The organism is Microcella frigidaquae (assembly GCF_014200395.1).
Classification (GTDB): Bacteria; Actinomycetota; Actinomycetes; order Actinomycetales; family Microbacteriaceae; genus Microcella; species Microcella frigidaquae.
Map to the genome: position 1 here is coordinate 2,374,618 of NZ_JACHBS010000001.1, position 26,610 is coordinate 2,401,227.

At 71.3% G+C, this 26,610-nt stretch carries 23 protein-coding genes and 1 tRNA gene; 19 read left to right on the forward strand and 5 right to left on the reverse strand.

Features of this window, described 5'->3' with window-relative positions; genetic code table 11:
- Positions 1–70 precede the first annotated feature (70 nt).
- Positions 71–1,930, reverse strand: a complete 1,860-nt coding sequence (locus BJ959_RS11665) for a phosphoenolpyruvate carboxykinase (GTP) (protein ID WP_153981990.1) — start codon at positions 1,928–1,930, stop codon at positions 71–73.
- A gap of 112 nt (positions 1,931–2,042) precedes the next feature.
- Here BJ959_RS11665 and BJ959_RS11670 point away from each other — a divergent pair, with 112 nt between their 5' ends.
- Positions 2,043–3,482, forward strand: a complete 1,440-nt coding sequence (locus BJ959_RS11670) for a helix-turn-helix domain-containing protein (protein ID WP_153981991.1) — start codon at positions 2,043–2,045, stop codon at positions 3,480–3,482.
- Between the two features lie 52 nt (positions 3,483–3,534).
- Here BJ959_RS11670 and BJ959_RS11675 read toward each other — a convergent pair whose 3' ends face one another.
- Entirely contained in the window at positions 3,535–4,725 is a 1,191-nt protein-coding gene (locus tag BJ959_RS11675; RefSeq protein WP_153981992.1) for a RimK family alpha-L-glutamate ligase, read from the reverse strand.
- A 25-nt stretch (positions 4,726–4,750) separates the two neighbouring features.
- On the opposite strand from BJ959_RS11675, the gene BJ959_RS11680 reads away from it, so the two are divergent.
- Positions 4,751–5,242, forward strand: a complete 492-nt coding sequence (locus BJ959_RS11680) for a putative ATP-dependent zinc protease (RefSeq protein WP_153981993.1) — start codon at positions 4,751–4,753, stop codon at positions 5,240–5,242.
- Between the two features lie 474 nt (positions 5,243–5,716).
- The gene (locus BJ959_RS11685) at positions 5,717–6,940 is read left to right on the forward strand and encodes an IS256 family transposase (RefSeq protein WP_166194845.1); all 1,224 of its coding nucleotides are present in this window, start codon (positions 5,717–5,719) and stop codon (positions 6,938–6,940) included.
- 100 nt (positions 6,941–7,040) lie between these two features.
- Here the strand turns inward: BJ959_RS11685 and BJ959_RS11690 are convergent.
- A tRNA-Arg gene (locus tag BJ959_RS11690) sits at positions 7,041–7,113 on the reverse strand.
- A gap of 54 nt (positions 7,114–7,167) precedes the next feature.
- Between BJ959_RS11690 and BJ959_RS11695 the strand changes: the two genes are divergently transcribed.
- The 3 genes from BJ959_RS11695 to BJ959_RS11705 are packed head-to-tail and all read left to right on the forward strand — an operon-like array spanning position 7,168 to position 10,625.
- Positions 7,168–8,025: a transglutaminase-like domain-containing protein gene (locus tag BJ959_RS11695; protein WP_165879012.1), complete on the forward strand. Its 858-nt coding sequence runs from the start codon at positions 7,168–7,170 to the stop codon at positions 8,023–8,025.
- A gap of 45 nt (positions 8,026–8,070) precedes the next feature.
- Complete coding sequence (argS, locus tag BJ959_RS11700; RefSeq protein WP_153982384.1) at positions 8,071–9,738, forward strand: arginine--tRNA ligase; 1,668 nt, start codon at positions 8,071–8,073, stop codon at positions 9,736–9,738.
- A 2-nt stretch (positions 9,739–9,740) separates the two neighbouring features.
- The gene (locus BJ959_RS11705; protein ID WP_153982385.1) at positions 9,741–10,625 is read left to right on the forward strand and encodes an LmeA family phospholipid-binding protein; all 885 of its coding nucleotides are present in this window, start codon (positions 9,741–9,743) and stop codon (positions 10,623–10,625) included.
- 24 nt (positions 10,626–10,649) lie between these two features.
- Here BJ959_RS11705 and BJ959_RS11710 read toward each other — a convergent pair whose 3' ends face one another.
- Positions 10,650–12,023: an MBL fold metallo-hydrolase gene (locus BJ959_RS11710; RefSeq protein WP_153982386.1), complete on the reverse strand. Its 1,374-nt coding sequence runs from the start codon at positions 12,021–12,023 to the stop codon at positions 10,650–10,652.
- 292 nt (positions 12,024–12,315) lie between these two features.
- On the opposite strand from BJ959_RS11710, the gene lysA reads away from it, so the two are divergent.
- The 9 genes from lysA (at position 12,316) to BJ959_RS12485 (ending at position 22,135) form a co-directional block, all read left to right on the forward strand.
- Positions 12,316–13,764, forward strand: a complete 1,449-nt coding sequence (gene lysA, locus BJ959_RS11715) for a diaminopimelate decarboxylase (protein WP_153982387.1) — start codon at positions 12,316–12,318, stop codon at positions 13,762–13,764.
- 16 nt (positions 13,765–13,780) lie between these two features.
- The gene (locus BJ959_RS11720; protein ID WP_153982388.1) at positions 13,781–15,103 is read left to right on the forward strand and encodes a homoserine dehydrogenase; all 1,323 of its coding nucleotides are present in this window, start codon (positions 13,781–13,783) and stop codon (positions 15,101–15,103) included.
- Positions 15,103–16,185, forward strand: a complete 1,083-nt coding sequence (thrC, locus tag BJ959_RS11725) for a threonine synthase (protein ID WP_153982389.1) — start codon at positions 15,103–15,105, stop codon at positions 16,183–16,185. The genes BJ959_RS11720 and thrC overlap by 1 nt, the downstream gene beginning before the upstream one ends.
- Positions 16,182–17,135 (forward strand): homoserine kinase, encoded by a 954-nt coding sequence (thrB, locus tag BJ959_RS11730; RefSeq protein ID WP_153982390.1) that lies wholly within the window; start codon positions 16,182–16,184, stop codon positions 17,133–17,135. The genes thrC and thrB overlap by 4 nt, the downstream gene beginning before the upstream one ends.
- A gap of 179 nt (positions 17,136–17,314) precedes the next feature.
- Positions 17,315–19,252, forward strand: a complete 1,938-nt coding sequence (gene rho, locus BJ959_RS11735) for a transcription termination factor Rho (RefSeq protein ID WP_153982391.1) — start codon at positions 17,315–17,317, stop codon at positions 19,250–19,252.
- A gap of 7 nt (positions 19,253–19,259) precedes the next feature.
- Positions 19,260–20,342 carry a peptide chain release factor 1 gene (gene prfA, locus BJ959_RS11740; RefSeq protein ID WP_153982392.1) on the forward strand — a complete coding sequence of 361 codons (1,083 nt, stop codon included), beginning with the start codon at positions 19,260–19,262 and terminating at the stop codon, positions 20,340–20,342.
- Positions 20,343–20,355: 13 nt separating this feature from the next.
- Positions 20,356–21,219 carry a peptide chain release factor N(5)-glutamine methyltransferase gene (prmC, locus tag BJ959_RS11745; protein ID WP_153982393.1) on the forward strand — a complete coding sequence of 288 codons (864 nt, stop codon included), beginning with the start codon at positions 20,356–20,358 and terminating at the stop codon, positions 21,217–21,219.
- Between the two features lie 47 nt (positions 21,220–21,266).
- Entirely contained in the window at positions 21,267–21,737 is a 471-nt protein-coding gene (locus BJ959_RS11750; protein WP_341799975.1) for a helix-turn-helix domain-containing protein, read from the forward strand.
- The gene (locus BJ959_RS12485; protein ID WP_221234922.1) at positions 21,737–22,135 is read left to right on the forward strand and encodes a ribonuclease HepT family protein; all 399 of its coding nucleotides are present in this window, start codon (positions 21,737–21,739) and stop codon (positions 22,133–22,135) included. The genes BJ959_RS11750 and BJ959_RS12485 overlap by 1 nt, the downstream gene beginning before the upstream one ends.
- Before the next feature lie 400 nt (positions 22,136–22,535).
- On the opposite strand, the gene BJ959_RS11760 is transcribed toward BJ959_RS12485, so the two are convergent.
- Positions 22,536–23,159 (reverse strand): HAD family hydrolase, encoded by a 624-nt coding sequence (locus tag BJ959_RS11760; protein WP_341799977.1) that lies wholly within the window; start codon positions 23,157–23,159, stop codon positions 22,536–22,538.
- Between the two features lie 34 nt (positions 23,160–23,193).
- On the opposite strand from BJ959_RS11760, the gene BJ959_RS11765 reads away from it, so the two are divergent.
- From BJ959_RS11765 to atpB, 4 genes are all read left to right on the forward strand, one after another.
- A complete protein-coding gene (locus tag BJ959_RS11765; protein WP_153982394.1) occupies positions 23,194–23,862 on the forward strand; it encodes an L-threonylcarbamoyladenylate synthase in 669 nt (222 codons plus the stop codon).
- Entirely contained in the window at positions 23,859–25,103 is a 1,245-nt protein-coding gene (locus tag BJ959_RS11770; RefSeq protein WP_153982395.1) for an MraY family glycosyltransferase, read from the forward strand. The genes BJ959_RS11765 and BJ959_RS11770 overlap by 4 nt, the downstream gene beginning before the upstream one ends.
- The gene (locus BJ959_RS11775; protein ID WP_153982396.1) at positions 25,100–25,582 is read left to right on the forward strand and encodes a Cg1360 family ATP-synthase-associated protein; all 483 of its coding nucleotides are present in this window, start codon (positions 25,100–25,102) and stop codon (positions 25,580–25,582) included. Before BJ959_RS11770 ends, BJ959_RS11775 begins: the two co-directional genes overlap by 4 nt.
- Before the next feature lie 139 nt (positions 25,583–25,721).
- The gene (gene atpB / locus BJ959_RS11780) at positions 25,722–26,561 is read left to right on the forward strand and encodes a F0F1 ATP synthase subunit A (protein ID WP_153982397.1); all 840 of its coding nucleotides are present in this window, start codon (positions 25,722–25,724) and stop codon (positions 26,559–26,561) included.
- Positions 26,562–26,610: the final 49 nt, after the last annotated feature.

Here is a 26,610-nt window from a genome sequence, read left to right on the forward strand (position 1 = left end):
TCAGAATCGCGCGGCAGCGCAACCCTCACCCCCTCAGACGAGCGGGTGGGCGAGAACGTTGGGGCGGAGCTCAGGTGCGCGCGGCCTCGAGGCGCCCGCGCAGCAGGGTCAGCTGTCGCTGCAGCTCGGCCGGCAGGCGGTCACCGAAGCTCGCGAAGAAGCGCTCGGCGTCGTCGGCCTCGGCGAGGAAGGCCTCGGGGTCGACCCGGAAGAGCTCCTCGAGCGCGGCCTCGTCGACCTCGACACCCTCGACGTTCAGCCCGCCCGCGGTCGGCAGTGAGCCGATGGGCGAGTCGATCGCGCCGACCTGCCCGTCGATGCGCTTGACCATCCACTCGAGCACGCGGGCGTTGTCGCCGAAGCCCGGCCACAGGAAGGACCCGTCGGCTCCCTTGCGGAACCAGTTGACCTGGAACACGCGCGGCACCCGGGCCGACCGCCGCAGCCGGCGACCGAAGTCGAGCCAGTGCGCGAAGTAGTCGGCCATGTTGTAGCCGGCGAAGGGCAGCATCGCGAACGGGTCGCGGCGCAGCTCGCCGACGGTGCCTTCGGCGGCCGCCGTCTGCTCGGAAGCGATCGTGGCGCCCATGAAGACACCGTGATCCCAGTCGCGCGCCTCTACCACCAAGGGCACGTTGCTGGCTCGGCGGCCGCCGAAGATGATGGCGTCGATCACGACGCCCTCCGGGTCGTCCCAGTCCTCAGCGATCGAGGGGCATTGCCGGGCCGACACGGTGAATCGGGAGTTCGGGTGGGCGGCCGGACGGCCGCTGGCGGGGGTCCACTCCTCGCCGCGCCAGTCCGTCAGGCGCGCGGGCTTCTCATCGGTGAGCCCCTCCCACCACACGTCGCCCTCAGGGGTCGTGGCGACGTTCGTGAAGATCGTGTTGCCCCACAGCGCGCTGACGGCGGTGGGGTTGGTGCGCAGGCCCGTGCCGGGGGCGACCCCGAAGAATCCAGCCTCCGGGTTGATGGCGCGCAGGCGGCCGTCGGCGCCGATCCAGAGCCAGGCGATATCGTCGCCGATGGTCTCGACCGTCCAGCCGGGCAGGTTCGGGGTCATCATCGCCATGTTCGTCTTGCCGCAGGCGCTCGGGAAGGCGGCCGCGAAGTGGTAGCTGCGCCCCTCGGGCGAGGTCACCTTGATGAGCAGCATGTGCTCGGCGAGCCAGCCCTCCTCGCGCGCCATGACCGAGGCGATGCGCAGGGCGTAGGCCTTCTTCGCGAGGATCGCGTTGCCGCCGTAGGCGCTGCCGTACGACCAGATCTCGCGGGTCTCGGGGAAGTGCACGATGTACTTGGTGTCGTTGCAGGGCCAGGGCACGTCCTCCTGGCCCGGAGCGAGCGGAGCACCGACGCTGTGCACGGCGGGCACCCAGGATGCTCCGCGCGCGATCGCCTCGAGCGCAGCATCCCCCATGCGGGTCATGGTGCCGATGCTGACGACGACGTAGGGCGAGTCGGTGACCTGCACGCCGAAACGGGCCATGGGCGACCCGATGGGGCCCATGGCGAACGGCACGACGTACATCGTGCGGCCACGCATGGCCCCGCGGAAGACGCCGTCGAGCTCGGCCCGCATGGCGGCCGGCTCACGCCAGTTGTTGGTGGGCCCGGCGTCGGCCGGGTCGTCGGTGCAGATGAAGGTGCGGCTCTCGAGCCGGGCGACGTCGCTCTCGGCCGAGCGGGCGATGAACGAGTAGGGGCGCAGCTCGGGGTTGAGCTGCTCGATGGTGCCGTTGGCGACCAGGAGCTGCAGCAGCTCGTGGCGCTCGCTCGTCGATCCGGTCACCCAGACGATGTCGGCGGGCTCAAGGAGGGCGGCCTGCTCGGTCACCCAGGCCTGCACCTCGGCGGGACGCACAGCGACGCGCTCGGGGGTCACGACGGGCACGGGGCCGGTGGTGCGGGGGCGGTCGAGCAGAGTCATGGTGGTCTCCCTCACGAGATTTCCTGCGATATCCCCATGCTGTCCCCTCCCCGGCGGGGGTTCGGCACGAATCGAGGGGAAAGAATGCGCATTCTTTCGATATGGTCAAGGCATGAGCGACCTCGTGACCCTCGGGCAGCGCATCCGTCATTTCCGCACCGCGGCGGGCCTCACCCTCGACCAGCTCGGCGACCGGGTCGGCGTGGCGGGCAGCCAGCTCTCCCTCATGGAGAACGGACGGCGCGAGCCTCGCGTCACCCTGCTGACGAGCATCGCCACCGAGCTGGGCGTCACCCTCGCCGAGCTGCTCGACACCACGCCGCCCACGCCGCGGGCCGCGCTCGAGATCGAGCTGGAGCGCGCGCAGCGCAGCCCGCACTACACCGGGCTCGGCCTGCCCGTGGTGCGCGCGGGTCGGTCGATGCCGGATGACGTGCTCGAGTCGCTCGTGGGCCTGCATCGCGCCCTCCTCGAGCGCGAGCGCCAGGCCATCGCGACGCCCGAGGAGGCCCGCCGCGCGAACACCGCGCAGCGCCTGCATATGCGCACTCTCGACAACTACCTGCCCGACATCGAGGAGCTCGCGCAGCAGGTGGTGCGCGAGTCGGGGCACACCAGCGGCGCGCTGACCCACCGCGAGGTGGGCCTGATGGCGCAGAAGCTCGGCTTCGAGCTGGTCTACGTCAACGACCTGCCGCATTCGGCCCGGTCGGTCACCGATCTCGACAACGGCCGCATCTACCTGCCGCCGGCGTCGATCCCCGGCGGGCACGGTCTGCGCTCGATGGCGCTGCAGGCCATCGCCCACCGCCTGCTCGGGCACGAGGTGCCCACGAGCTACGCCGAGTTCCTGCGCCAGCGCCTCGAGATCAACTACTTCGCCGCCGCCTGCCTCATGCCGCGCGAGCAGTCGGTCGCCTTCCTCAGCCAGGCCAAGGCCGACCGCAACATCGCGGTCGAGGACTTCCGCGACGCGTTCGGCGTCACCCATGAGGCCGCCGCGCTGCGGTTCACGAACCTCGCCACCAGCCACCTCGACCTGACCGTGCACTTCCTCCGCGTCGGCAACGACGGGGCCGTCTACAAGGCCTACGAGAACGACGGGCTGCGGCTGCCGGTCGACGTGACCGGCTCCACCGAGGGGCAGCTGGTGTGCCGCAAGTGGAGCAGCCGGGCGGCTTTCGCGCGCACCAACCGCACGACCGAGTACTACCAGTACACCGACACCCCCGAGGGCACGTTCTGGGAGTCGACGCAGATCGGCACGAGCGCGAGCGACGAGTTCTCTATCACCGTCGGGGTGCCGTTCGCCGACTCGAAGTGGTTCCGCGGCCGCGACACGGCGAACCGGCACCGCTCGACCTGCCCCGACCCCTCGTGCTGCAAGCGGCCGGACGGCGACCTCGCCGGCCGCTGGAGGGGCAAGGTGTGGACGAGCGCGAAGCTCCACGCGCACATCCTGTCGCCGCTGCCGAGCGGCACCTTCCCGGGTGTCGACGACCTCGAGCTGTACCGCTTCCTCGAGACCCACGCGGCTGACACCGAGGGGTGACCGCGGCGTCGAGGGGTGACCGCGACCCGGAGGGCTCGGAGTCGCGACGGGCTCAGTCGCTGGGCGCCGCGTCCTTCGGCAGCTTGCGCACGGCGGCGCGGCGGCGGCGCCGACTCGGGGTCATCGACCGCATCTCCTCCATGCGGCCGAAGCACAGCAGACGGTCCTCCGCCTGCAGCACCTGCGAGCGGCGCGGGTTCGGAATCACGGTCGTGCCGCGATTGAGCGTCAGCACCGTGATGTCGCGGTCGAGGATGCCCGCCTCACCGAGCGGCTTGCCCACGATGTCGGCCCCCGCGTGCACGACGAGCTCGGCCACGCCGTAGCCCGTCGACACCGACAGCCGCTGGCGCACGTCGATGTCGGGGAAGGCCACCTCGTTGGAGATGTAGTCGATGATCGCGCCGGCCACGTCGAGCTTCGTCGCCCGTTCGATGCCCTCGAGGCCGGGGGAGGAGTTGACCTCCATGACGAGCGGCCCGTCGTTGCCCTCGAGCATGTCGACACCGGCGACCCGCAGGCCCATGATCTGCGCCGACCTCACCGCCGTGCGCTCGTACTCAGGGCTCAGCGAGACGGGCTCGACCGAGCCGCCGCGGTGCACGTTCGACCGGAACTCGTCGCCGTCCGCGGTGCGGCGCATCGCCGCGACGACGCGGTCGCCGACCACGAGGGCGCGGATGTCGCGACCGCGGCTCTCAGCGATGAACTGCTGGATCAGCACGTTCTGGTTCGTCGAGTGGAGCGTCTCGATGATCGCCTCGGCGACCTTGGCCTGCGGGGCGAGGATCACGCCGATGCCCTGGGTGCCCTCGAGCAGCTTGATCACCACCGGTGCGCCGCCGACGCGCTCGATGGCGGGGCGCACGTCGGCGCGGTTGCGCACGAAGGCGGTGGCGGGCATCCCGATGCCGTGGCGGCTCAGGATCTGCGTGGCCCGCAGTTTGTCGCGGGCGTTGCTGATGCCGTTCGCAGTATTGGGCGTGAAGACGTCCATCTGCTCGAACTGCCGCACCACGGCCGTGCCGAAGTAGGTGATGGAGTTGCCGATGCGCGGCAGGATCGCGTCGTAGGTCGACAGCGGCTTGCCGCGGTAGTTGAGGTCGGGCTCGGGCCCGGTCAGGTCGACGGCGAACCGGAGGGTGTTGAGCACCTTCACGCGGTGGCCACGCTGCTCGGCGGCGGATCGCAGGCGTCCGGTCGAGTACGAGTGCGGGGCACGCGAGAGAATGGCGAGTTTCATGGAGCGCCCCTGACAAGATGAGGGTGTGACTGAGCCCGCCCATTCAACCACCATCGCGGGGTGGCGCGAATGGGTCGCGCTGCCCTCGGCGGGCGTGCCCTGGATCAAGGCGAAGCTCGACACCGGCGCGCGCTCGTCGAGCGTGCACGCCTTCGACATCGAGCCGCTGCCGGCGGGCGCCGACGGGGTCGAGCGCGTGCGGTTCCGGCTGCACCCCTGGCAGAAGTCGGCGGCCGACATCGTGACCGTCGAGTGCCCGATTCACGACCGCCGCATGGTGCGCAGCTCGTCGGGTCACGCGGAGGAGCGCATCGTCGTGCTCATGGACATCACGCTCATCGGCCGCACGATCACCACCGAGATGACGCTGAGCAACCGCGACGCGATGGGCTTCCGGATGCTCATCGGCCGTCAAGCGCTGCGGCAGGGTTTCGTGGTCGACCCTCGGAGGTCGTTCCTTGGAGGCCGCGCGCCGAAGCCCGTGCGCCGCCAGAACCGCGGCGCCGAGCCCTCCTAGTCCGCGGCCCAGCGTCGACCTCTTCGCACGGAGTGCGGAAAGTGTCATGGGGGGCGGAACTTTCCACGCCCCACGACACAAACCGCCCCATTGGTCGGGCCACAGCCGCAGGAGCGACCTGCGAGCTACGTGAGCCGAGACCGTGCAGCGCGATGACCACGCTCATCGCGCGGAAGCGGACGCTGCGCCACAGAAGCGGCGGTCCGGGCGACGGGGGGCCGAGACCGCGCAGCGGCGCGACCGCGCTCGTGCCGCGGAAGCGGACGCTGCGCCGCAGAAGCGGCGGTCCGGGCGACGGGGGGCCGAGACCGCGCAGCGGCGCGACCGCGCTCGTGCCGCGGAAGCGGACGCTGGTGGCGTCCCCTGGGTTGGTGTAGTTTCCCGGCTCGGGTGTCACGTCGTGGACGTGGTGAGCCATCGTGCGATGGTCAGTGAGAACTGTCTAGGAATCTCACGGAAGGACACAAACGCACGATGGCTCTTGACCAGTCTGCCCTCCTCGAGCTACTCGGGGAACTGAAACTCACCGATGTGAACGACCGGATCCGGGTCGCGACCGAGACGCTCTACCAGGAGCTGATCGACGCGGAAGCAGCTGCGTTCATCGGCGCTGCCCCGTTCGAACGCTCCCCGGACCGTACGACGCAGCGCAACGGGACCCGGCTGCGGACCCTCACCACCACCGCGGGGGAGCTGGAGTTGCGGATCCCGAAGCTGCGGCAGGGATCGTTTTTCCCGTCGCTGCTGGAACGCCGCCGCCGGGTCGATCAGGCCCTGTTCGCGGTCGTGATGGAGGCGTACGTCCACGGCGTCTCCACCCGCAAGGTCGACGACCTGGTGAAGGCGCTCGGTGCCGACACCGGGATCAGCAAGTCGGAGGTGTCGCGGATCTGCAGCAACCTCGACGAGGACGTCGCGGCGTTCCGCGATCGGCCGCTCGCGGACAGCACGTACCCGTACGTGTTCCTCGACGCGACCTACTGCAAAGCCCGCGTCGGCCGGCGGGTCGTCTCCCAAGCCGTCGTCGTCGCGGTCGGTGTCGCCGCCGACGGGCGCAGGGAAGTCCTCGGCTTCGAGGTCGGGGACACCGAATCGCAACCGTTCTGGACCGCGTTCCTTCGCTCGCTGAAGGCCCGCGGGCTGGGCGGAGTGAAGCTGGTGATCTCCGACGCGCACACCGGGCTGATCGCGGCGATCGACACCGTCTTCCAAGGCTCGTCATGGCAGCGGTGTCGGGTCCACTTCATGCGCAACGTGCTTGCCAACGTCCCCAAGACCGCTGGGCCGATGGTCGCGTCGATCATCCGCACGATCTTCGCCCAGCCAGACACCGAGCACGTGTTCACCCAATTCCACGAAGTCGTCCGCATGCTCTCGAGGTCGCACCCGAAGATCGCCGGCATGCTCGAGGACGCGCAGAACGACATCCTCGCGTTCTGTCAGTTTCCCGCCACACACTGGCGGCAGATCTGGTCCACGAACCCGCTCGAGCGGGTCAACAAGGAGATCAAACGCCGCACCGACGTCGTCGGCACATTCCCCAACCCCGCCGCGTTGCTGCGCCTGGCCGGACACGTCCTGATCGAGCAACACGACGAATGGGACGGCGCTGACCGCCGCTACTTCAGCGAGCACTCCATGAAGCTCCTGAACGTCACCGAAGAGGAGGTCGCGATCCCGGAACTCGCTGCGGCATAATCACAACAGCTGACCCGCACGGTGTTGAGAAACTCCACCACTCAGCGGGACGTCACCCGGACGCTGCGCCGCAGAAGCGGCGGCGCAGCAATAGGAACAGCGCCCCCGACAGGATTCGAACCTGCGACCCTCAGTACCGGAAACTGATGCTCTATCCCCTGAGCTACGGAGGCTCGTTCAGCCTAGCGGGTCTCGCGTGGGTCGCGGTGCCGTGCCAGGCTGGCGCCATGTCGACCGTCGCGCCGCACGCCGAGACCGCCGCCGCGGCGACGCTCACGCGCCGGGTGAGCAGCGCCCTCGAGGCGACGCTCGGCGAGCCGACGACGATCGTGCTCGCCGTCGCGGTGGCGCACGCGCCGGGTCTCGCCCTGCAGGAGTCGTTGCGGGTCTCGCTCGACGGCTCGCCGGTCGGGGTCATCGAGACGATCGGGCCCGCGGGCACGCGCTGGCACACGGCCGCGCTGCCGGCGGGCGAGCTCGCGGTGCGCTACGAGGCCACGGCCCGCGGGCGGGCGACGCCGGCGGCGGTGCAGGATGCGGAGCGCATCCTGGCCGTGCGCCCCAGCCGCTACGTGCAATCCGACGAGCTCGCCGGCCCGCTCGTCGACGCCGCCGCGGTCGAGCGGCTCATCACGCTGCCGCCGCGCGCGCGTGTCGCGGCCGCCCGCGCCCTCACGCGCGAGCTGCTCACCTACACGCCCGGCTCGACGGCGCCGACCGACGGGCTGCCCGAGATTCTCGAGACGGGTCAGGGGGTGTGCCGCGATTTCGCGCACCTGCTGGCCGGGCTGCTGCGCGCCACCGACCTGCCGGCGCGCGTGGTGTCGGTGTACGCGCCCGAGCTGCAGCCGATGGACTTCCATGCCGTCGTCGAGACGGTCGTCGACGACCGCTGGGTGGTGGTCGACGCGACGGGCCTCGCCCCGCGCGCGGGCATGCTGCGCATCGCGACGGGCCGCGACGCCGCCGACACGGCCTTCCTCGCTAACGACGGCTCGTCGCTGACGCTGCACCGGCTGCTCGTGCACGCCGAGGCGGATGCGCCGCTCGACGAGCAGGTCGAGGCGCTCATCGCACTCGGCTGAGCCGCCTCGGCTGAGCCTCGCGCCGCGCCGATAGGATCGACCCTCGTGAACCCCGACCAGCTCGCCGCCGCCCTGCTCGCCGTCGTCGTCAGCGCGGTCGAGCGACGCGACGCGGCGGCGGCCGCGGCGCTCACCGTGGGCGACATCGCGCTCGAGCGCCCGCGCAACCGCGACCACGGCGACTGGGCGACCTCGGTCGCGCTCAAGACCGCGAAGACGGTCGGGATGCCCCCGCGCCAGTTCGCCGACGAGCTCGTGGCGGGCATCCGCGAGATCGAGGGCGTGGCGGTGGTCGACGTCGCCGGCCCGGGCTTTCTCAACATCACTCTCGACGCCGCGGCCGCGAGCGAGCTCGCCCGCACGGTCGTCGAGCAGGGCGACGCCTACGGTCACAACGAGTCGCTGCTGGGGCAGACCATCAACCTCGAGTTCGTGTCGGCCAACCCGACCGGGCCCCTGCACATCGGCCACACCCGCTGGGCGGCGCTCGGCGATTCGCTCGCCCGCGTGCTGAAGGCCAGCGGCGCGACCCTCGTCAGCGAGTTCTACGTCAACGACGCGGGCGCGCAGATGGACGTCTTCGGCGAGTCGGTGCTCGCGGCCGCTCTCGGCGAGCCGGGCCCCGAGAACGGCTACCCGGGCGAGTACATCCAGGTGCTCGGGATGCGCGCTCTCGCCGAGCGCCCCGACCTCGCCACGCTGCCCCGCAGCGAGGCGGTCGCGATCGCGCGCGAGCTCGGCTACGGCTGGCAGCTGGAGGAGATCCGCGAGTCGCTCGCCGCCTTCAACGTGCACTTCGACGTGTGGTTCAGCGAGCGCACGCTGCACGCGATCGACACCGCGACCGGCCAGAGCCGCATCGACGAGGCGGTCGACCGGCTGCGCGCACAGGGCCACGTGTTCGATGCCGACGACGCGATCTGGGTGCGCACGACCGACTTCGGCGACGACAAAGACCGCGTCATCAAGCGCGGCAACGGCATCTACACGTACTTCGCCGCCGACGCCGCCTACTACCTCTCGAAGAGCGACCGCGGTTTCGCCCGCAAGATCTACCTGCTCGGAGCCGACCACCACGGCTACGTGCACCGCCTGAAGGCGCTCGCGGGTGCCGCGGGCGACGACCCCGAGCGCGACATCGAGGTGCTCATCGGCCAGCTGGTGAGCATCAACGGAGCTCGCCTGTCGAAGCGGGCCGGCAACATCATCGAACTCAACGACCTGCGCGAGTGGCTCGGCACCGACGCGCTGCGCTACTCGCTCGCGCGGTACCCGGCCGACTCGCCGCTCACCCTCGACCCCGAGCTGCTGCGCAAGCGCACCAACGACAACCCGGTGTTCTACGTGCAGTACGCGCACGCCCGCACGCACCAGGTGGCGCGCAACGCGGCCGCCTCGGGCGTCGACCGCAGCGTCTTCGGCGGAGAGCTGCTGACCGACGAGACCGAGAGCGTGCTGCTCGGCGCGCTGGCCGAGTTCCCGCGCATCGTCGCCCAGGCGGCCGTGCTGCGCGAGCCGCACCGGGTCGCCCGCTACCTGGAGGAGCTCGCTGCCTCGTACCACCGCTGGTACGACACCTGCCGGGTCACCCCGCAGGGCGACGAGCCGGTCGGGCCGATCCACGCCACGCGCCTGTGGCTCAACGACGCCGCCGGCCAGGTGCTGCGCAACGGCTTGAGCCTGCTCGGCGTCTCCGCTCCCGAACGGATGTGACCATGGCCGACCCGACCGCGAGCGACCCGACGCGCGAAGCCGGGACGCCGCCCGATGTCCCCGAGGCCGGCGCGCCCGAGGCCGGCACCGCCGAGGCCGAGGCGGTCGCCGCCGCGCCCGCTCCCGCCCGCCCGCGCCGCCGCGGTCTCATCGCCGCGATCGTCGTGGTGGGCGTCGTCGCAGTGCTCGGTGTCGCGGCCGTGATCGCCGAGAACGTCGCGCGCGCGCAGGCGCAGGCGCTGATCGCCGAGCAGGTGCGCCAGTCGTTGCAGCTCGAGGCGGAGCATCCGGTGGATGTCGCGATCGAGGGCGGCCCCGTGCTGCTGCAGGCCATCGGAGGCGAGCTCGAGCGCGTCGTCGTCGCGGTGCCCGACCTGGCCGTCGGCGAGCTGCGCGGAGACCTCTCGCTCGTCGTCGAAGGCACGCCGCTCGACCCGACGCAGCCGACCGACGCGGTGCAGGCGGTCTTCGAGGTCTCCGAGGCCGATGTCGCGGCCGTCGTCGGCGCTCTCTCCGGCGCGATCGCCACCGATGTGCGCCTCGACGAGCGCGAGGTCCGCTTCGAAGTCGGCTTCGACCTCTTCGGGGTGCCGTTCACGATCGGCCTCGGCCTGACCCCGACCGTCGAGGACGGTGAACTGCTGTTCACACCCTCGAGCGTGGTGCTCGGCGACGAGCGCCTTCCCGTCGACGACCTGCAGGAGCAGTTCGGGGGCATCGTCGACCCGCTGCTCGCCGGCCAGCGGTTCTGCGTCGCGCAGTACCTGCCCCGGGCGCTCGAGCTGACGGCCGTGCAGGTCGGCGACGAGCAGCTGGTCGTCGTGCTGCAGGCCGCCGACGTCGCGCTCGACGGCCCCGAGTTCTCGACCCTCGGCACCTGCGGGTAGCGGCGCGCACCGCTCGGGCCCTATTCAGACCGGCAGCGTCATGCCCTGCTCGGCGACGATCGCCTCGCGCCCCAGCTCGTCGGCGATGCGCCGCCGCAGCCGGTCGAGCGACTCCGGCTCGCCGTGGTTCAGCACGATCCGTGTCGACGCCCCGAGGCCGGGTCGCAACCAGTCGATGATCGCGTCGGCGTCGGCGTGCGCCGACATGCTGCTGAGCTGCACCACCTCGGCGCGGATCGGACGATCGCGGCCGAAGATGCGCAGGTGGTCCTCGCCGGCCGCGAGCGCGGCGCCGCGGGTCCCGGCCGCCTGGTAGCCGGTGAGCAGGATCGCGTTCGCCGGGTCGTCGCCGTAGGCGAGGAGGTGGTGCAGCACCCGCCCGCCGGTCAGCATGCCGCTCGCCGAGATGATCACCATGGGGCCGCCGCGCAGGTTCAGCAGCTTCGAATCGTCCACAGTGCGCACCATGCGCGCCACGTCCTGCATCGCGTCGTAGTCGTCGTCCGCGATCCGCAGCTCATCGCGGTGCGCCCGGTAGATCGCCGTCGCGTCGACCGCCATCGGGCTGTTCAGGTAGATCGGAGCGTCGGGAATCGCCTCCCGCCGCCGCAGCCGGGCGAGCAGGAGCAGCAGCGCCTGCGCCCGGCCGACCGCGAACGCGGGAATGATCACGACGCCACTGCGGCGCAGCACGCGGTCGACGACCGCGCCGAGCTCAGCCTCGGGGTCGACGTGGGGGTGCGCGCGGTCGCCGTAGGTCGACTCGACGACGACGACATCGGCGGGCTCGAGCGGCCGGGGCGGCTGCATGAGCAGGTCGTCCATGCGACCGAGGTCGCCCGAGAAGTGCACCGAGCGTCCGCCGTGCTGCAGCCGCACCTGCGCCGCGCCGAGGATGTGCCCGGCGGGGAGCCAGGTCGCCGTCGGGGCGTCGGGCCCCGCGCCGAGCGGCACCGCGACGTCGGTCGGGTGGCGCGTCACACGCTGCAGGGCGAGCTCCGCATCCTGCGCCGTGTACAGCGGGGTCGGATGCTCGTGCTTCGAGTAACCCTTCTTCCGGGCGTGCTCGGCCTCCTCCTCGAGAAGGTGCGCCGAGTCGGGCAGCAGCAGACCCAGCAGTTCAGCCGTGCCCGCCGTCGCCCGGATCGGGCCCGCGTAGCCGTCGCGCACCAGCGCCGGCAGGTAGCCGCTGTGGTCGAGGTGCGCGTGGGTGAGCACGACCTCGTCGATGCTCGCCGGCGGCACCGGAAAGGGCGCGCGGTTGCGCAGCCGCAGCGTCTTCCAACCCTGGAAGAGCCCGCAGTCGACGAGCACCCGTCGCCCGCCGGCCTCCGCGACCGTGCGCGAGCCGGTGACCGTCTCGGCCGCCCCCCAGAACTGCAGCGTCATGTCCGACATGCCGACCTCCCGCTCTGCGCCGCCGTCGCGCGCCCGACGCGAGTCTGCTCGCCTCCGTCGGCGAGCGCCAGGGGCGAATGGCCCGGAGGGGCGCGGCGCCGCGCGCGGCACCCCCGCAGAAATCGCCCTGCTGCGCGCGGCACCCTGCGCATAAATCGCCGCGTCGCGCGCGGCTAAACTGGCTCCGGCTTCAGGAACCAAGCCGGGTTCGCTCGCCTCACCCTCCCTGTCGCACCGGCTGCCGCACCGCGCGGCAGCACGTCCGCCATCGAACGCCGTCGTGAGGTCGTCCGTGTCCGCCAACCCGCTCGCCCCGTCGTGGCTCGCGCCTCCGGCCGATGCCGCGGCGCTGCCCGCGCACGTGTGGCCGGCGAGCGCCCATCGCGCAGCCGACGGCGCCATCACGCTCGGGGGCGTGCCGCTCACGGCGCTCGCCGCCGAGCACGGCACCCCGCTCTACGTGATCGATGAGGCGGATGCCCGCGCCCGCGCCGCCCGCACCCGGGCCGCGTTCGCCGCGGCTGCCGAGCGTCACGGCACGCGCGCCACCGTCTACTACGCCAGCAAGGCGTTCCTCAGCGGAGAGGTTGCCCGCTGGATGGTCGGGGCCGGCCTCAACCTCGACGTGGCCAGCGGCGGAGAGCTCGCGGTCGCGCTCGCCGCCGGCGTCGAGCCCGCCCGTCTCGGGCTGCACGGCAACAACAAGTCGCTGGCCGAGATCGACCGGGCCGTCGCGGCCGGGATCGGCGCGATCGTCATCGACTCGCTCCTCGAGGTCGAGCGGGTGGCGGCCGCGGCGGAGCGCCACGGCCGGGTGCAGCCGGTGCGTCTGCGCATCAACTCGGGCGTGCACGCCCACACCCACGAGTACCTCGCCACGGCCCGGGAAGACCAGAAGTTCGGCATCCCGCTCGCCGACGCGCCCGACGCAGTCGCCGCGATCCGCGCGCACGAGAGCCTGTCGTTCCTCGGCCTGCACTCGCACATCGGCTCGCAGATCTTCGCCGTCGACGGCTTCCTCGAGGCCGCCCGCCGGTTGCTCGCCCTGCACGCCGAGCTGCGCGCCGGAGGAGAGGTGCCCGAGCTCAACCTCGGCGGCGGCTTCGGCATCGCCTACGTCGAGTCGGACGAGGCGCCCGCGATCGAGCAGGTCGCCGACGCGCTGGTCGAGGCGGTCGCGGGGGTGTGCGGTGAGCTGGGCATCCCGATGCCGCGCATCGCCGTCGAACCGGGCCGCACCATCATCGGCCCCGCCGGCGTGACGCTCTACGCCGTGGGCACGCTCAAGGACGTCGTCGTCGCGCTCGACGAGCAGACCTCGGCCGTACGCCGCTACCTCAGCGTTGACGGCGGCATGAGCGACAACGCCCGCCCCGCGCTGTACAGCGCCGACTACTCGGTCGCGCTCGCCTCGCGGGCCTCGGATGCGGAGCCGGTGCTCGTCCGCGTGGCGGGCAAGCACTGCGAGAGCGGCGACATCGTCGTGCGCGACGCCTATCTGCCCGCCGACGTCGGGCCCGGCGACCTGGTGGCCGTGCCCGCGACGGGCGCTTACTGCTTCTCGCTCGCCAGCAACTACAACTATCTGGCGCGGCCCGCCGTCGTCGCGGTGCGCGACGGCGCCGCCCGCGTCATCGTGCGCGGCGAGACCGAGGCCGACCTCCTGCGCCGCGATACCCTCTTGACTCCCACCCCCGCCGTCGCTCCCGCGGCGGACGCTCACCCGAGCCCGCTCTCCTGAGAGGACCCATCCCGCCGTGATCGACTACCGACCCCTCCGCGTCGCCGTGCTCGGCGCCGGCAGCGTCGGCGCCCAGGTCGCCGACCAGCTGCTGACGCATCGCGATGAGCTCGCCGCCCGCATCGGCGCCGGGCTCGAGCTGATCGGCGTCGCCGTCCGCGACCTCGACGCCCCGCGCGACACCGCGATCCCGCGCGAGCTGCTCACCACCGACGCCGAGACGCTCATCGTGGGAGCCGACATCGTCGTCGAGCTCATGGGCGGCCTCGAGCCGGCCCGCACGCTGATCCTGCAGGCTCTCGCTTCCGGCGCGGACGTGGTCACCGCCAACAAGGCGCTGCTCGCCACGCACGGCCCCGAGCTCTTCGAGGCTGCCGCGCAGGTCGGCGCGCAGCTCTACTACGAGGCGGCCGTCGGCGGCGCGATCCCGATCATCCGCCCGCTGCGCGACTCGCTCGCGGGCGACCGCGTGCAGCGCATCCTCGGCATCGTCAACGGCACGACGAACTTCATCCTCGACCGCATGGATAGCCACGGGGAGTCGATGGAGGAGGCGCTCGCGACGGCCACCGCCCTCGGGTACGCCGAGGCCGACCCGACCGCCGACGTCGGCGGCTACGACGCGGCGCAGAAGGCCGCGATCCTGGCCAGCCTTGCCTTCCACACCCTGGTGCCGGCCGAGGCGGTGCACCGCGAGGGAATCACGGACATCACCCTCGAGCAGGTGGTCGCCGCCCGCAAGGCCGGGTACGTCGTCAAGCTGCTCGCCATCTGCGAGCTGCTCGACGACCCGGTGACGGGCAAGCCCGGCGTTCTTGCGCGCGTGCACCCCGCGCTCGTCCCGCTCGCGCACCCGCTCGCCGCGGTGCACGGCGCCAACAACGCCATCTTCGTCGAGGCCGAGGCCGCCGGTCCGCTCATGTTCTACGGCGCCGGGGCGGGCGGCATCCAGACCGCGTCGGCCGTGCTCGGCGACGTGGTCTCGGCGGCCCGTCGGCATGTCGTCGGCGGCCCCGGCGTGGCCGAGAGCACGCACGCCGACCTGCCGGTGCTGCCCATCAGCGCGGCGACCACGCGCTACCAGATCTCGCTGACGGTCGCCGACGAGCCGGGCGTTCTCGCGACGGTCGCCGGCATCCTGCAGCAGCACGGCGTCTCGGTGGAGACGATTCAGCAGGCCGTCTCCGCGCCCGTCGGCTCGGGCTCGGTCGGCGAGGCTACCCTGGTCATCGGCACGCACGAAGCGGTCGAAGCCGATCTGGCCGCGACCGTCGCGGCCCTGAGCAGCAGCAGCGTCGTCACCGCGGTGACGAGCGTTCTGCGAGGAGAAGGACTCTGATGGCGCACCAGTGGCGCGGGCTCCTGCACGAGTACCGCGATCGTCTCGACGTCAGCGACGCGACCCCGATCATCACCCTGGGGGAGGGCGGCACGCCGCTGATCCCCGCCCGCTTTCTCAGCGAGCGCACCGGTGCCCGGGTGTTCGTGAAGTACGAGGGCATGAACCCGACCGGGTCGTTCAAGGATCGCGGCATGACGATGGCGATCTCGAAGGCCGTCGAGCACGGTGCGAAGGCCGTCATCTGCGCCTCGACCGGCAACACCTCGGCCTCGGCCGCCGCCTACGCGACCCACGCCGGCATCACCGCCGCGGTGCTCGTGCCCGAGGGCAAGATCTCGATGGGCAAGCTCAGCCAGGCCGTCGCCCACAAGGCCGAGATCATCCAGATCGAGGGCAACTTCGACGACTGCCTCGACATCGCCCGCGACCTGTCGGCGAACTACCCGGTGCACCTCGTCAACTCGGTGAACCCCGACCGCATCGAGGGCCAGAAGACGGCCGCGTTCGAGGTCGTCGAGGTGCTCGGTGATGCGCCCGACTTCCACATCCTCCCCGTCGGCAACGCCGGCAACTACACCGCCTACCACCGCGGGTACCGCGAGGAGCTCGACCGCGGTGTCACCACGAAGCTGCCGCGCATGTTCGGCTTCCAGGCGGCCGGCAGCGCCCCGATCGTGCTCGGCGAGCCGGTGAAGAAGCCGGAGACCATCGCGAGCGCCATCCGCATCGGCAACCCGGCGTCATGGGAGCTCGCGCTGGCCGCCCGGGACGACAGCAACGGCTTCTTCGGCGCCATCAGCGACGAGGGCATCCTCGTCGCCCACCGCCTGCTCTCGCAGGAGGTCGGCATCTTCGTCGAGCCCGCGTCGGCGATCTCGGTCGCCGGCCTGCTCGAGCGGGCCGAGGCCGGCGCGATCCCCGCGGGATCGACCGTCGTGCTCACGGTCACCGGGCACGGTCTGAAGGACCCGCAGTGGGCCCTCCGCCGCGAAGACGGCTCCGAGGTCTCGCCGACGGTCGTGCCGGTCGACACCGCCGAGGTCGCCTCGGTGCTGGGGCTGCAGAGGGTCGGCGCGTGACCGGAGGTGATGCGCGCCTGCGGGGTCGTCGCGTCACCGTGCGGGTGCCCGCCAGCTCCGCGAACCTCGGGCCGGGATTCGACACCCTCGGCCTCGCGCTCGCCTACTACGACGAGCTCGAGGTCGCCGTCCGCGACGAGCCCGGCGCCACCGTCGAGGTGCACGGGGTGGGAGCGGGCGAGGTGCCGACCGATGCCTCGAACCTCATCGTGCGCTCCATCGCGCACCTCTTCGCCGACCGCGGCATCGAGTTGCCCGGTCTCGATCTGGTGGCCCGCAACGTCATTCCGCACGGCAGCGGCATGGGCTCCTCGGCCGCGGCGATCGTCGGCGGTCTCATGGCGGCACGCGGCCTCCTCGACGGCATCGTCGACATCGACGGCGACGAGCTCCTGCGGCTCGCGACCGAGCTCGAGGGGCATCCCGATAACGTCGCCCCCGCCCTTTTCGGCGGACTCACGATCGCGTGGACCACGCCCGAGGGCCCGCGCCACAAGCGGCTGACCGTGCACCGCGGCGTCTCGCTGCTCGTGGCGGCGCCCGACAGCGTGACCGTCTCAACGGCGCTCGCCCGCTCGCTGCAGCCCGAGTCGGTGCCCCACGAGGACGCGATCTTCAACGTCTCGCGCTCCGCGCTGCTCATCGCCGCGCTCATCCAGAGTCCCGAGCTGCTGTTCGCGGCGACGGAGGACAAGCTGCACCAGACCTATCGGGCCAGCGCGATGCCGGCGACCAGCGCACTCATCGAGCAGCTGCGGGCGGAGGGCTTCGCGGCGGTCGTCTCCGGCGCCGGCCCCTCGGTGCTCGTGCTGTGCAGCGACCCGGCGCAGCGCGTCGAGGCCGCGGCCGTCATCGAGCGGCAGTCCACCACGCCGTGGACCGTGCACATGCTGGCCGTCGATTTCAAGGGTGCTACAGTGGTGGCGCATCCGGCCGAGGTCGTGGCCTAGCCCGCCCTCAGCCCGAGCACTCACCAGCAGCCCCGCTGCTTCCCCTCGCGCCACCAGCGTTCGCGCGGTCGATTCCGCAGTTTCCGGTCTCATCCGCGCACCCGCCTCGGCGTCGCGATCGCGAGGCAGCGGGCCCTCTCCGTGGCGATCTGCGCCCGGAGCCGAAAGGAAACCAACCCGTGACTGACCCCACCGTCCGTGCCTCGAGTGCGGATGTCCCCGCCGACCTGAGCGCCCTCAAGCTCGCCGAGCTGCAGCAGCTCGCCACCGAGCTCGGCGTCGTCGGCGTGTCCAAACTTCGCAAGGGAGAGCTTGTGGACGCCATCACCCAGACCCAGAACGCCGAGGGCGCCGAGGCCCCCGCCGCCGAGGCTCCTGCCGTCGAGATCGCCGCCGGGGCCGCCAGCACTGACACCGCCAGCACCGACACGGCCAGCACCGACACGGCCAGCACTGACACCGCCAGCACCGACACCGCGGTCGCCGAGTCCCCGCGCCGCCGCGGCTCGCGCCGCGCCACCACCGACACCCTCACCCCGGCGCCCGTCGCCGCGGGGGAGACCGCTGGTGACACCGCCGGCGACACCGCCAGCGCCGCCGCTGAGCCCGCCGAGCCCGCCGAGCAGGGCGCCGAGCCCGCCGCCGAGGGCGAGGACGGCGCCGCATCCGGCAGCCGTCGCAGCCGCAACCGCAACCGCCGGGGCGGCGACCGTGCCGAGAGCGGCGAGGGTCGCGGCCAGAACGGCCAGAACGGCCAGAACGGCCAGGCCCCGCAGGGCGGTGAGCCCCGCCAGCAGCAGGGCGGCCAGCAGAACCAGAACGGCCAGAACGGCCAGCAGAACCGCGGCCCGCAGAACGACCGCGCCGAGCAGGACGCCGAGGGGCGCGGCCGCAACCGCGGCCGCGGCCGTGACCGCAAGCGCGGCCCGGGCGGCGACGAGATCGAGCCCGAGATCAGCGACGACGACATCCTGATCCCGATCGCGGGCATCCTCGACGTGCTCGACAACTACGCCTTCGTGCGCACCACCGGCTACCTGCCCGGCCCGAGCGACGTCTACGTCTCGCTCGGCCAGGTCAAGAAGTACGGCTTGCGCAAGGGCGACGCGGTCGTCGGCGCGATCCGCCAGCCGCGCGAGAACGAGAGCCAGGGCCGCCAGAAGTACAACGCGCTCGTGCGCGTCGACTCGATCAACGGCCAGACCATCGACGAGGCCGCCGCCCGTGTCGAGTTCAGCAAGCTCACGCCGCTGTACCCGACCGAGCGACTGCGCCTCGAGACCGACGCGGCCACGCTGTCGACCCGCATCATCGACCTCGCCGCACCGATCGGCAAGGGCCAGCGCGGCCTCATCGTCTCGCCGCCCAAGGCCGGCAAGACGCTCGTGCTGCAGGCCATCGCCGACGCGATCGCGAAGAACAACCCCGAGGTGCACCTCATGGTCGTGCTCGTCGACGAGCGCCCCGAGGAGGTCACCGACATGCAGCGCTCGGTGAAGGGCGAGGTCATCGCCTCGACCTTCGACCGCCCCGCCGAGGATCACACGACGGTCGCCGAGCTCGCCATCGAGCGCGCGAAGCGCCTCGTCGAGCTGGGCCACGACGTCGTCGTGCTGCTCGACTCGATCACCCGCCTCGGCCGCGCGTACAACGTGACGGCGCCGACGAGCGGGCGCATCCTCTCGGGCGGGGTCGACTCGGCCGCGCTCTACCCGCCGAAGCGCTTCTTCGGTGCCGCGCGCAACATCGAGGATGGCGGCTCGCTGACCATCCTCGCGACCGCGCTCGTCGAGACCGGCTCGAAGATGGACGAGGTGATCTTCGAGGAGTTCAAGGGCACCGGCAACATGGAGCTCCGCCTCTCGCGCCAGCTCGCCGACAAGCGCATCTTCCCGGCCGTCGACATTTCGGCCTCCGGCACCCGCCGCGAGGAGATGCTGCTCGGCGCCGACGAGGTGCGCGTCACCTGGCAGCTGCGCCGCGCGCTCGCGAGCCTCGACACCCAGCAGGCGCTCGAGCTCGTGCTCGGCAAGCTGAAGGAGACGGGTTCGAACGTCGAGTTCCTCGTCGCCGTGCAGAAGTCGCTGCCGCAGGCGCCGTCGCACGTCGACGGCTAGGAACGCCGTGTTCGATTCGATCGCGGCCCTGGTCGCCGAGCACGAGGCTCTGCAGGAGCAGCTCGGCGACCCGGCCGTGCATGCCGACGCCGCCCGCGCGAAGAAGCTCAACCGGCGCTACGCCGAGCTGAGCCAGATCGTGGATGCGCACGCCAAGTGGCAGCAGGCCACCGACGACCTCGCCGCGGCCAAGGAGCTCGCGAAGGACGACGAGGCGTTCGCCGACGAGATCCCCGCGCTCGAGCAGCAGATCGGCGAGCGCGCCGAGAAGCTGCGCCGCCTGCTGATCCCGCGCGACCCGGACGACGGGCGCGACGTGATCATGGAGATCAAGGGCGGTGAGGGCGGCGAGGAGTCGGCGCTGTTCGCCGCCGACCTCCTGCGCATGTACTCGTACTACGCCGAGTCGCGCGGCTGGAAGGTCGAACTGCTCGACGCCACCCGCAGCGACATGGGCGGCTACAAGGACGTCCAGGTGGCCATCAAGGGCTCCTCGGCCGACCCGGCCGAGGGCGTCTGGGCGAGCCTGAAGTACGAGGGCGGCGTGCACCGCGTGCAGCGCGTGCCGGCGACCGAGTCGCAGGGCCGCATCCACACCTCGACGACGGGCGTGCTCGTCTTCCCCGAGGTCGATGAGCCCGAAGAGGTCGAGATCAACCAGAACGACCTCAAGATCGACGTCTACCGCTCGAGCGGCCCCGGCGGCCAGAGCGTCAACACCACCGACTCGGCCGTGCGCATCACCCACCTGCCGACCGGCATCGTCGTGTCGATGCAGAACGAGAAGAGCCAGCTGCAGAACCGCGAGGCGGCGATGCGCGTGCTGCGTGCCCGCATCCTCGCCAAGCAGCAGGAGGAGCTGGACGCGGCGGCGAGCGACGCGCGCAAGAGCCAGATCCGCGGCATGGACCGCTCGGAGCGCATCCGCACGTACAACTTCCCGGAGAACCGCATCGCCGACCATCGCACCGGCTACAAGGCCTACAACCTCGACGCCGTCATGAACGGGGCGCTCGGGCCGGTCGTCGAGTCGTGCATCCAGGCCGACGAGGAGGCCCGGCTCGCCGCGCTCGGCGACGGCGCGGCCTAGCCCCGAGCATCCCGTGTCGAAGCCCGACCTCGCCGCCCTGCGCGCGCACGCCATCGGTGTGCTCGCGGAGGCCGGCGTGCCCAGCCCGGAGGCCGACGCCGACCTGCTGATCGGGCACGTGCTCGGCATGAGCCGTGGACAGGTGCAGGCGAAGGCCCTGATCGGCGCGCCCGTCGACGCCGAGCAGGTCATGACGATCACCGAGTACATCGAGCGGCGCGCGACGCGCGAACCCGCGCAGCACATCACGGGGCTCGCGCCGTTCCGCACCCTCGAGCTCGCGGTCGGCCCGGGTGTCTTCGTGCCGCGGCCCGAGACCGAGTTCGTCGTGCAGTTCGCGATCGACGCGCTCGCCGCCGTGCCGAGCCCCGAGCCGCTCGCCGTCGACCTCGGCAGCGGCAGCGGGGCGATCGCGCTGGCGATGGCGGTCGAGGTGCCGCACGCCCGGGTGATCGCGGTCGAGAACTCGGTCGCGGCCGTGCCCTGGACATCCCGCAACGTCGCTCGCTGGGGCGACGAGCGCGTGCGCCTCGTCGTCGCCGATCTGGCGGATGCGCTGCCCGAGCTCGACGGCACCGTCGACGTCGTCGCCTCCAACCCGCCGTACATTCCCGAGGGCGCCGTGCCGCGCGACCCCGAGGTGCGGCTGTTCGACCCGCCCGCCGCGCTCTACGGGGGAGCGGACGGGCTCGACGCCGTGCACGCCCTCACCGCCACCGCGCGCCGGCTGCTGCGCCCGGGCGGCACGCTCGTCATCGAGCACGGCGAGCTGCAGGGCGCGGCCATCGCCGCCATCGTGCGCGCGGCGGGCTTCACGGCCATCGCCACCCACCGCGACCTGCTCGGCCGCGACCGCGCGACGACCGCCCACCGCTGAGCCGTTGCACCTTCGGCGTCAATATTGCGCGGTGATATAGTCACCGCGTGGCTCGCTTCTCGACGAGGCAACCCGGCCGACTCATCCGCCGGGCGCGGCTGGATGCTGGCCTCACGCAGAGCGAGCTAGCCAGCCGGGCCGGCATCAGTCAGCCGAGCCTCGCGCAGATGGAGAGGGACACGCGCACGCCCTCGGACGAGATGCTCGAGCGCGTGTTGCGCGCGGCCGACTATCGACCCTCGCTGCCCCTCGCCGACTTCGCGTCTCAGATCTCGGCGCTTGCGGCGAAGCGCGGCATCGAGCGGGTTCGGGTGTTCGGCTCGATCGTCCGGGGTGAGGACCACTTCGACAGCGACATCGACCTTCTCGTCTCGCCCCGTCCCCACGTCGACCTGCTCGATCTGGCGCTGTTCGCGGAGGAGGTGCGTGTCATGACGGGCTTCCCGGTCGACGTGGTCGCCGACACCTCCGACGCTCCCCGGGTCATCGACGCCGCTCGCGAAGCGGTCGGCCTGTGATGGGCATGGGCGACGTGCCACGGTTCGAGCCGCGGCCCCGGAGCGACGGAGCCCACCGCGACCGCACCGATCGACAGAACATTCGGGCAGAGCTGCAGCGCATCCTTCGACGGTGCGAGTCTGTCGTCGCCGGTGGGCGAGAGACGCTCTCCGAAGGCTCGGCGCACTACGACGTGGCAAGCATGGTCGTCATTCGGCTCGCAGCGTTACTCGAACGCTCCGAATTCGCCCCCTTCGCCCAGTCACTGACCGAGGACGAGATCACCGCGATCAAGGCCACCCGCAACATCGCCGCGCACGCTGGCTACGTCGGCATAAATGACGACCTCTTCTGGGTCGCCGTGACGGCGCGCATCCCTGCAATCATTGAACGACTTCTTCGGAGCGAACGGTCGTGACCGAACCAGGCAGGCTGCCTGCGAGCCCTTCCTGGCGGGTTCGAGTCTCGTATGTGGCGTGCATCCTGATCGTTGCTCCCGCCTCATTTCTGCTTATCGTGCCCGTGAGCGTGTGGGGAGGGTTCGGCCGCTGGCTACTCGCGCTTATCGTGTGTCTGGTGTTCCTACCAGTGACCGTCATGCTTCACCGCCGAGTGTTCCCCGGTGATCGCGCGTGACGCGCCTGCACACCCGAGCGGGCTGTGAACAAGACACTCCCTACCACTACTTTCGCCAACTCACACTGGTTCGGACACTTCGCACCCTCAGAACAATGTGAGTTGTCCGATTCGGTGTGATGAGACCTCGAACCGTTGAAAAAACTCCACGACGCCGAGGTGTCTGATGGCGCAGTGCGGCCCTATGCGGCGCGCGCCTCCGCCGCGAAGGCCTCGATCGCGGCGAGCAGCGATGCCTCGTCGACGTAGAGGTGCCCGGTGATGCCGATCGACTCGGCGCCCTCGATGTTCTCGATGCGGTCATCCGTGAAGAAGGTGTCGGCGGCAGCGGCCCCGTAGTGGGCGAGGATGCGCTCGTAGACGAGCGGGTCGGGCTTGCGGGCGCCGAACGCGGCCGAGGCGTGCATGTTCTCGCGGCCCATGATCGGCACGAGCTCGGGCGCGACCTCGTGCAGGTGCTCGTGGATGAGGATCCCGTTGTTGGTCAGCAGCGCGACCCGGCCCAGCTCGGCGGCGCGGCGCACGGCGGCGAGGGCCGCGGGGCGCGGCTGCGTCGCCTCCGAGCGGATGCGCACCCACTCCTCCCGCGAGATCTCGGCCCCGATGATGCCCGTCACGCGTCGCAGGTACTCGTCGGGGTCGCTCGGGTCGCCGGCCTCGGCCTCCCACTCCATGCCGCTGATCCACCAGCGGCGGCGCAGCTCGTGCAGGTCGTGGCCGGTCAGCGCGGTGAGGTCGGCCATGCGCGTGCGCCAGTCGTAGTCGTAGAGCACGTCGTCCATGTCGAACACGTAGAGCAGGGTCACGGCCCACAGTCTGCCCCACTACGATGAACGCACCATGACCGCCGTGTACGACTGCTCCGTCGAGAGCGAGCTTCTCGAGGGCCTGCGGGCCGCGCGCGGGGCCATCGGGCGCGGCGAGCTCGTGGTGATCCCGACCGACACGGTCTACGGCCTGGCCGCCGACGCCTTCCGCCCCGCCGCGGTCGAGCGCCTCCTCACGGCGAAGGAGGCGAGCCGCGAGGCGCCGCCCGCCGTGCTCATCCCGGGCATCCCGACCCTGAACGCGCTCGCCGAGAGCGTTCCCGCCCCGATCGAGGCCCTCGTCGCGGAGTTCTGGCCGGGCGCGCTCACGGTCGTCGTCGAGGCCCGCGAGTCGCTCGCCTGGGATCTCGGCGAGTCGCGCGGCACGGTCGCGCTCCGCATGCCCGACAACCGCCACGCGCGCCACCTGCTGGCCGACACCGGCCCGCTCGCCGTCACGAGCGCGAACATCAGCGGGATGCCCGCCGCGACCACCGCGCAGGAGGCGCTCGCGATGCTCGGCGACCGCGTTTCGGTCGTCCTCGACGGGGGAGCGCTCGAGGGCGACGCCGCCGAGCGGGTCTCCACCATCGTCGATGCGACGAGCCTGCACCTGCCCGAGGGCACGCTCCGCATCCTGCGCCAGGGGGCGATCCCCGAGGCCGAGATCCTCCGCGTCGCGGGCGCGGATCGGGCGGCGTGACCTTCTACCTGCTCGTCGCCCTGATCGCGGGGGTGGTGAGCTTCGGAGCCTCGTGGGCGGTGCTGCGGCTCAGCCACCGCTTCAAGCTCTACCCGGGCATCCGCGATCGCGATGTGCACACGACGCCCACGCCCCGCCTCGGCGGCATCGCCATCGTCATCGGCATCGTCACTGCCCTCGTCATCGCCTCGCAGATCAGCTGGTTCGACCTGGTCTACGCCGACCCATTCCCGATCATCGCGATCGTGGCTTCCGCGCTGGTCATGCTCGGCCTGGGGGTGGTCGACGATCTCTACGACCTCAACTGGATGACGAAGCTCGCCGGGCAGCTGCTCATCGCGGGCTTCCTCGCCTGGTCGAGTCTGCAGCTCACCTCGCTGCCGATCGGGCCCGACGGCGGCATCACGGTGCTCTCGCCCACCCTGTCGCTGATCGTCACCGTGCTCGCGGTCGTGCTCGTGATGAATGCCGTCAACTTCATCGACGGCCTCGATGGCCTCGTGGCCGGGGTGACGATCATCGCGGGCACCGTGTTCTTCATCTACAGCTACCTGCTGTCGATCGATACCGCGCAGACGGCGTTCAACCTCGCCTCGCTCGTGATGGCGGTGCTGCTGGGGGCGACCGCCGGCTTCCTGCCGTTCAACTGGCACCCCGCCAAGATCTTCATGGGCGACGGGGGAGCCCTCGTCGTCGGCATGCTCATGGCCGTGTCGACGATCTCGGTGACGGGCCAGATCGACCCCGGCATCGACCGCAGCCAACTGGTGCCGGCGTTCATCCCCCTGGCCCTGCCGTTCGCCGTGCTGATCGTGCCGCTGCTCGACTTCGGCCTCGCGGTGCTGCGGCGGCTTCGAGCCGGCAAGTCGCCGTTCAGCGCCGATCGCAAGCATCTGCACCACCGCCTGCTCGACATGGGGCACTCCCACTTCCACGCCGTGCTGATCTTCTACGCCTGGACGGCCGTGGTCGCCGTGGGCGCCCTGCTCTTCCTGTTCTGGCCCTGGTGGTGGGCGCTGACGGCGGTCGTGGTCGGCCTCATCGCCTGCACCGCGGTCACCCTCGCGCCTCTCAGCCGCCGCAAGCGCATCGAGGCCGCCGCCCAGTCGGCACCCGAGGGCGAGGCGGCACTGGCCCGTTTCGATCCGCTGGATGCTGCCGCCCCCGACCCCCTGAGCGACGAGCTCGACGCGCCCGCGCCCGAGCACCTCGCCGAAGCCCGACCGGAGGAGACCCGATGACCGCCGCCCGTTCCAACGCCGAGCGCCCGTCCACCGCCGCCCCCGTCCTGCGCCGCGCCCTGGTCTACGGGGCGGGCGTGTCGTTCGCCATCGCCATCGTGGGCAGCGTCGTCGGCGCGCTCGTGGCCGAGCTCGAGGGCATGCTGAGCGCGCTCATCGGCGCGGGCATGGGCTTCGTGTTCCTCGGGCTGACCGCGGCGAGCATCCTGCTGGCCGATCGGGTGACCGGCAGCGACCTGCTCTCGCCCGCGTACTTCGGGATCGTCATCGGCGCCTGGATCATCAAGTTCATCGTCTTCCTCGTGCTCGTCTTCTCGCTGCGCGACGCCGCGTTCGTCGAGCCGACGGTGCTGTTCTTCACGCTCGTGGCGGCGGTGCTCGGCGGACTCGTGATCGACATCGTCGCCGTCACGCGCTCGCGCGTGCCCTATGTGAGCGACGTCCGCCTGCCCGGCAAGGACGAGATCCCCGACCTCTGAACGGTGTCCGGCCCGCCTCGGCTAAGAGAAAGCTTGGAAGGCCCGGTCGCGACCCCTTTTCGCGTTCGGCGGGCCCCCGTTCTCTTGGTAGGGTGGTGACACCGCCGCCGATCGCCGCGATGGCTCACGCCCCGCCCCGATGCTGGAGACTCCCCTGAGCGCTGCTGCCCTGATCCCCATCCTCGCTCTTGCGACCACTCCGGCGACGGAGACCCCGGAATTCAAGGGTCCGTCGATCATGGACTTCTTTCCGCCGGCGATCCTGTTCGAGGGCACCCCCTTCGAGCTGAACCGCATTATGCTGCTCCGGCTCGTCATCGTCGCGCTGATCTTCATCCTGTTCTGGCTCGGCACCCGCAAGATGCAGCTGGTCCCCGGCCGCTTCCAGGGCACGATCGAGATGGGCCTCGAGTTCGTGCGCAAGGGCATCGTCGAGGACCTTCTCGGTCAGAAGGACGGCAAGCGGTTCCTGCCGCTGATCACGACGATCTTCTTCCTCGTGCTCTTCATGAACCTGACCGGCATCGTGCCGGGCATCAACATCTCGGCCAACTCCGTGATCGGCATGCCCCTCGTGCTCGCGATCGCCGCCTACATCGCCTTCATCTGGGCCGGCCTCCGCAAGCACCCGTGGACCTTCATCCGCAACGCGCTCTTCCCGCCCGGGGTCCCGCCCTTCCTGTACATCATCGTCACGCCCATCGAGTTCGTCTCGATGTTCGTGCTGCGGCCCGTGACGCTGACGCTCCGACTCCTGATGAACATGATCGTCGGGCACCTGCTCCTGGTGCTGTTCTTCTCGGCGACCGCCTTCTTCATGGTCGAGCTCGGCGGCTGGTGGATCGCCGCGAGCGCCGTGACCCTCGCGTTCGGCACGGCCTTCACCTTCTTCGAGATCCTGGTCTCGGTGCTGCAGGCCTACGTCTTCGCCCTCCTGACCACCGTCTACATCCAGCTCGCGCTGGCAGACGAGCACTAGCAACGACCCTCCGAGCGCGCACCCGCACGCCCGGTTTCGATACGGAAGG

Bases quoted from the DNA above. Each gene is read 5' to 3' on its own strand.
- BJ959_RS11775 (WP_153982396.1), top strand. From the start codon at position 25,100: ATGACCGCCGCCCGTTCCAACGCCGAGCGCCCGTCCACCGCCGCCCCC.
- BJ959_RS11670 (WP_153981991.1), top strand. From the start codon at position 2,043: ATGAGCGACCTCGTGACCCTCGGGCAGCGCATCCGTCATTTCCGCACC.
- BJ959_RS11695 (WP_165879012.1), top strand. From the start codon at position 7,168: ATGTCGACCGTCGCGCCGCACGCCGAGACCGCCGCCGCGGCGACGCTC.
- BJ959_RS12485 (WP_221234922.1), top strand. From the start codon at position 21,737: ATGGGCATGGGCGACGTGCCACGGTTCGAGCCGCGGCCCCGGAGCGAC.
- BJ959_RS11765 (WP_153982394.1), top strand. From the start codon at position 23,194: ATGACCGCCGTGTACGACTGCTCCGTCGAGAGCGAGCTTCTCGAGGGC.
- BJ959_RS11685 (WP_166194845.1), top strand. From the start codon at position 5,717: ATGGCTCTTGACCAGTCTGCCCTCCTCGAGCTACTCGGGGAACTGAAA.
- BJ959_RS11675 (WP_153981992.1), bottom strand. From the start codon at position 4,725: ATGAAACTCGCCATTCTCTCGCGTGCCCCGCACTCGTACTCGACCGGA.
- BJ959_RS11710 (WP_153982386.1), bottom strand. From the start codon at position 12,023: ATGTCGGACATGACGCTGCAGTTCTGGGGGGCGGCCGAGACGGTCACC.
- BJ959_RS11665 (WP_153981990.1), bottom strand. From the start codon at position 1,930: ATGACTCTGCTCGACCGCCCCCGCACCACCGGCCCCGTGCCCGTCGTG.
- thrC (WP_153982389.1), top strand. From the start codon at position 15,103: ATGGCGCACCAGTGGCGCGGGCTCCTGCACGAGTACCGCGATCGTCTC.
- BJ959_RS11705 (WP_153982385.1), top strand. From the start codon at position 9,741: ATGGCCGACCCGACCGCGAGCGACCCGACGCGCGAAGCCGGGACGCCG.
- atpB (WP_153982397.1), top strand. From the start codon at position 25,722: ATGCTGGAGACTCCCCTGAGCGCTGCTGCCCTGATCCCCATCCTCGCT.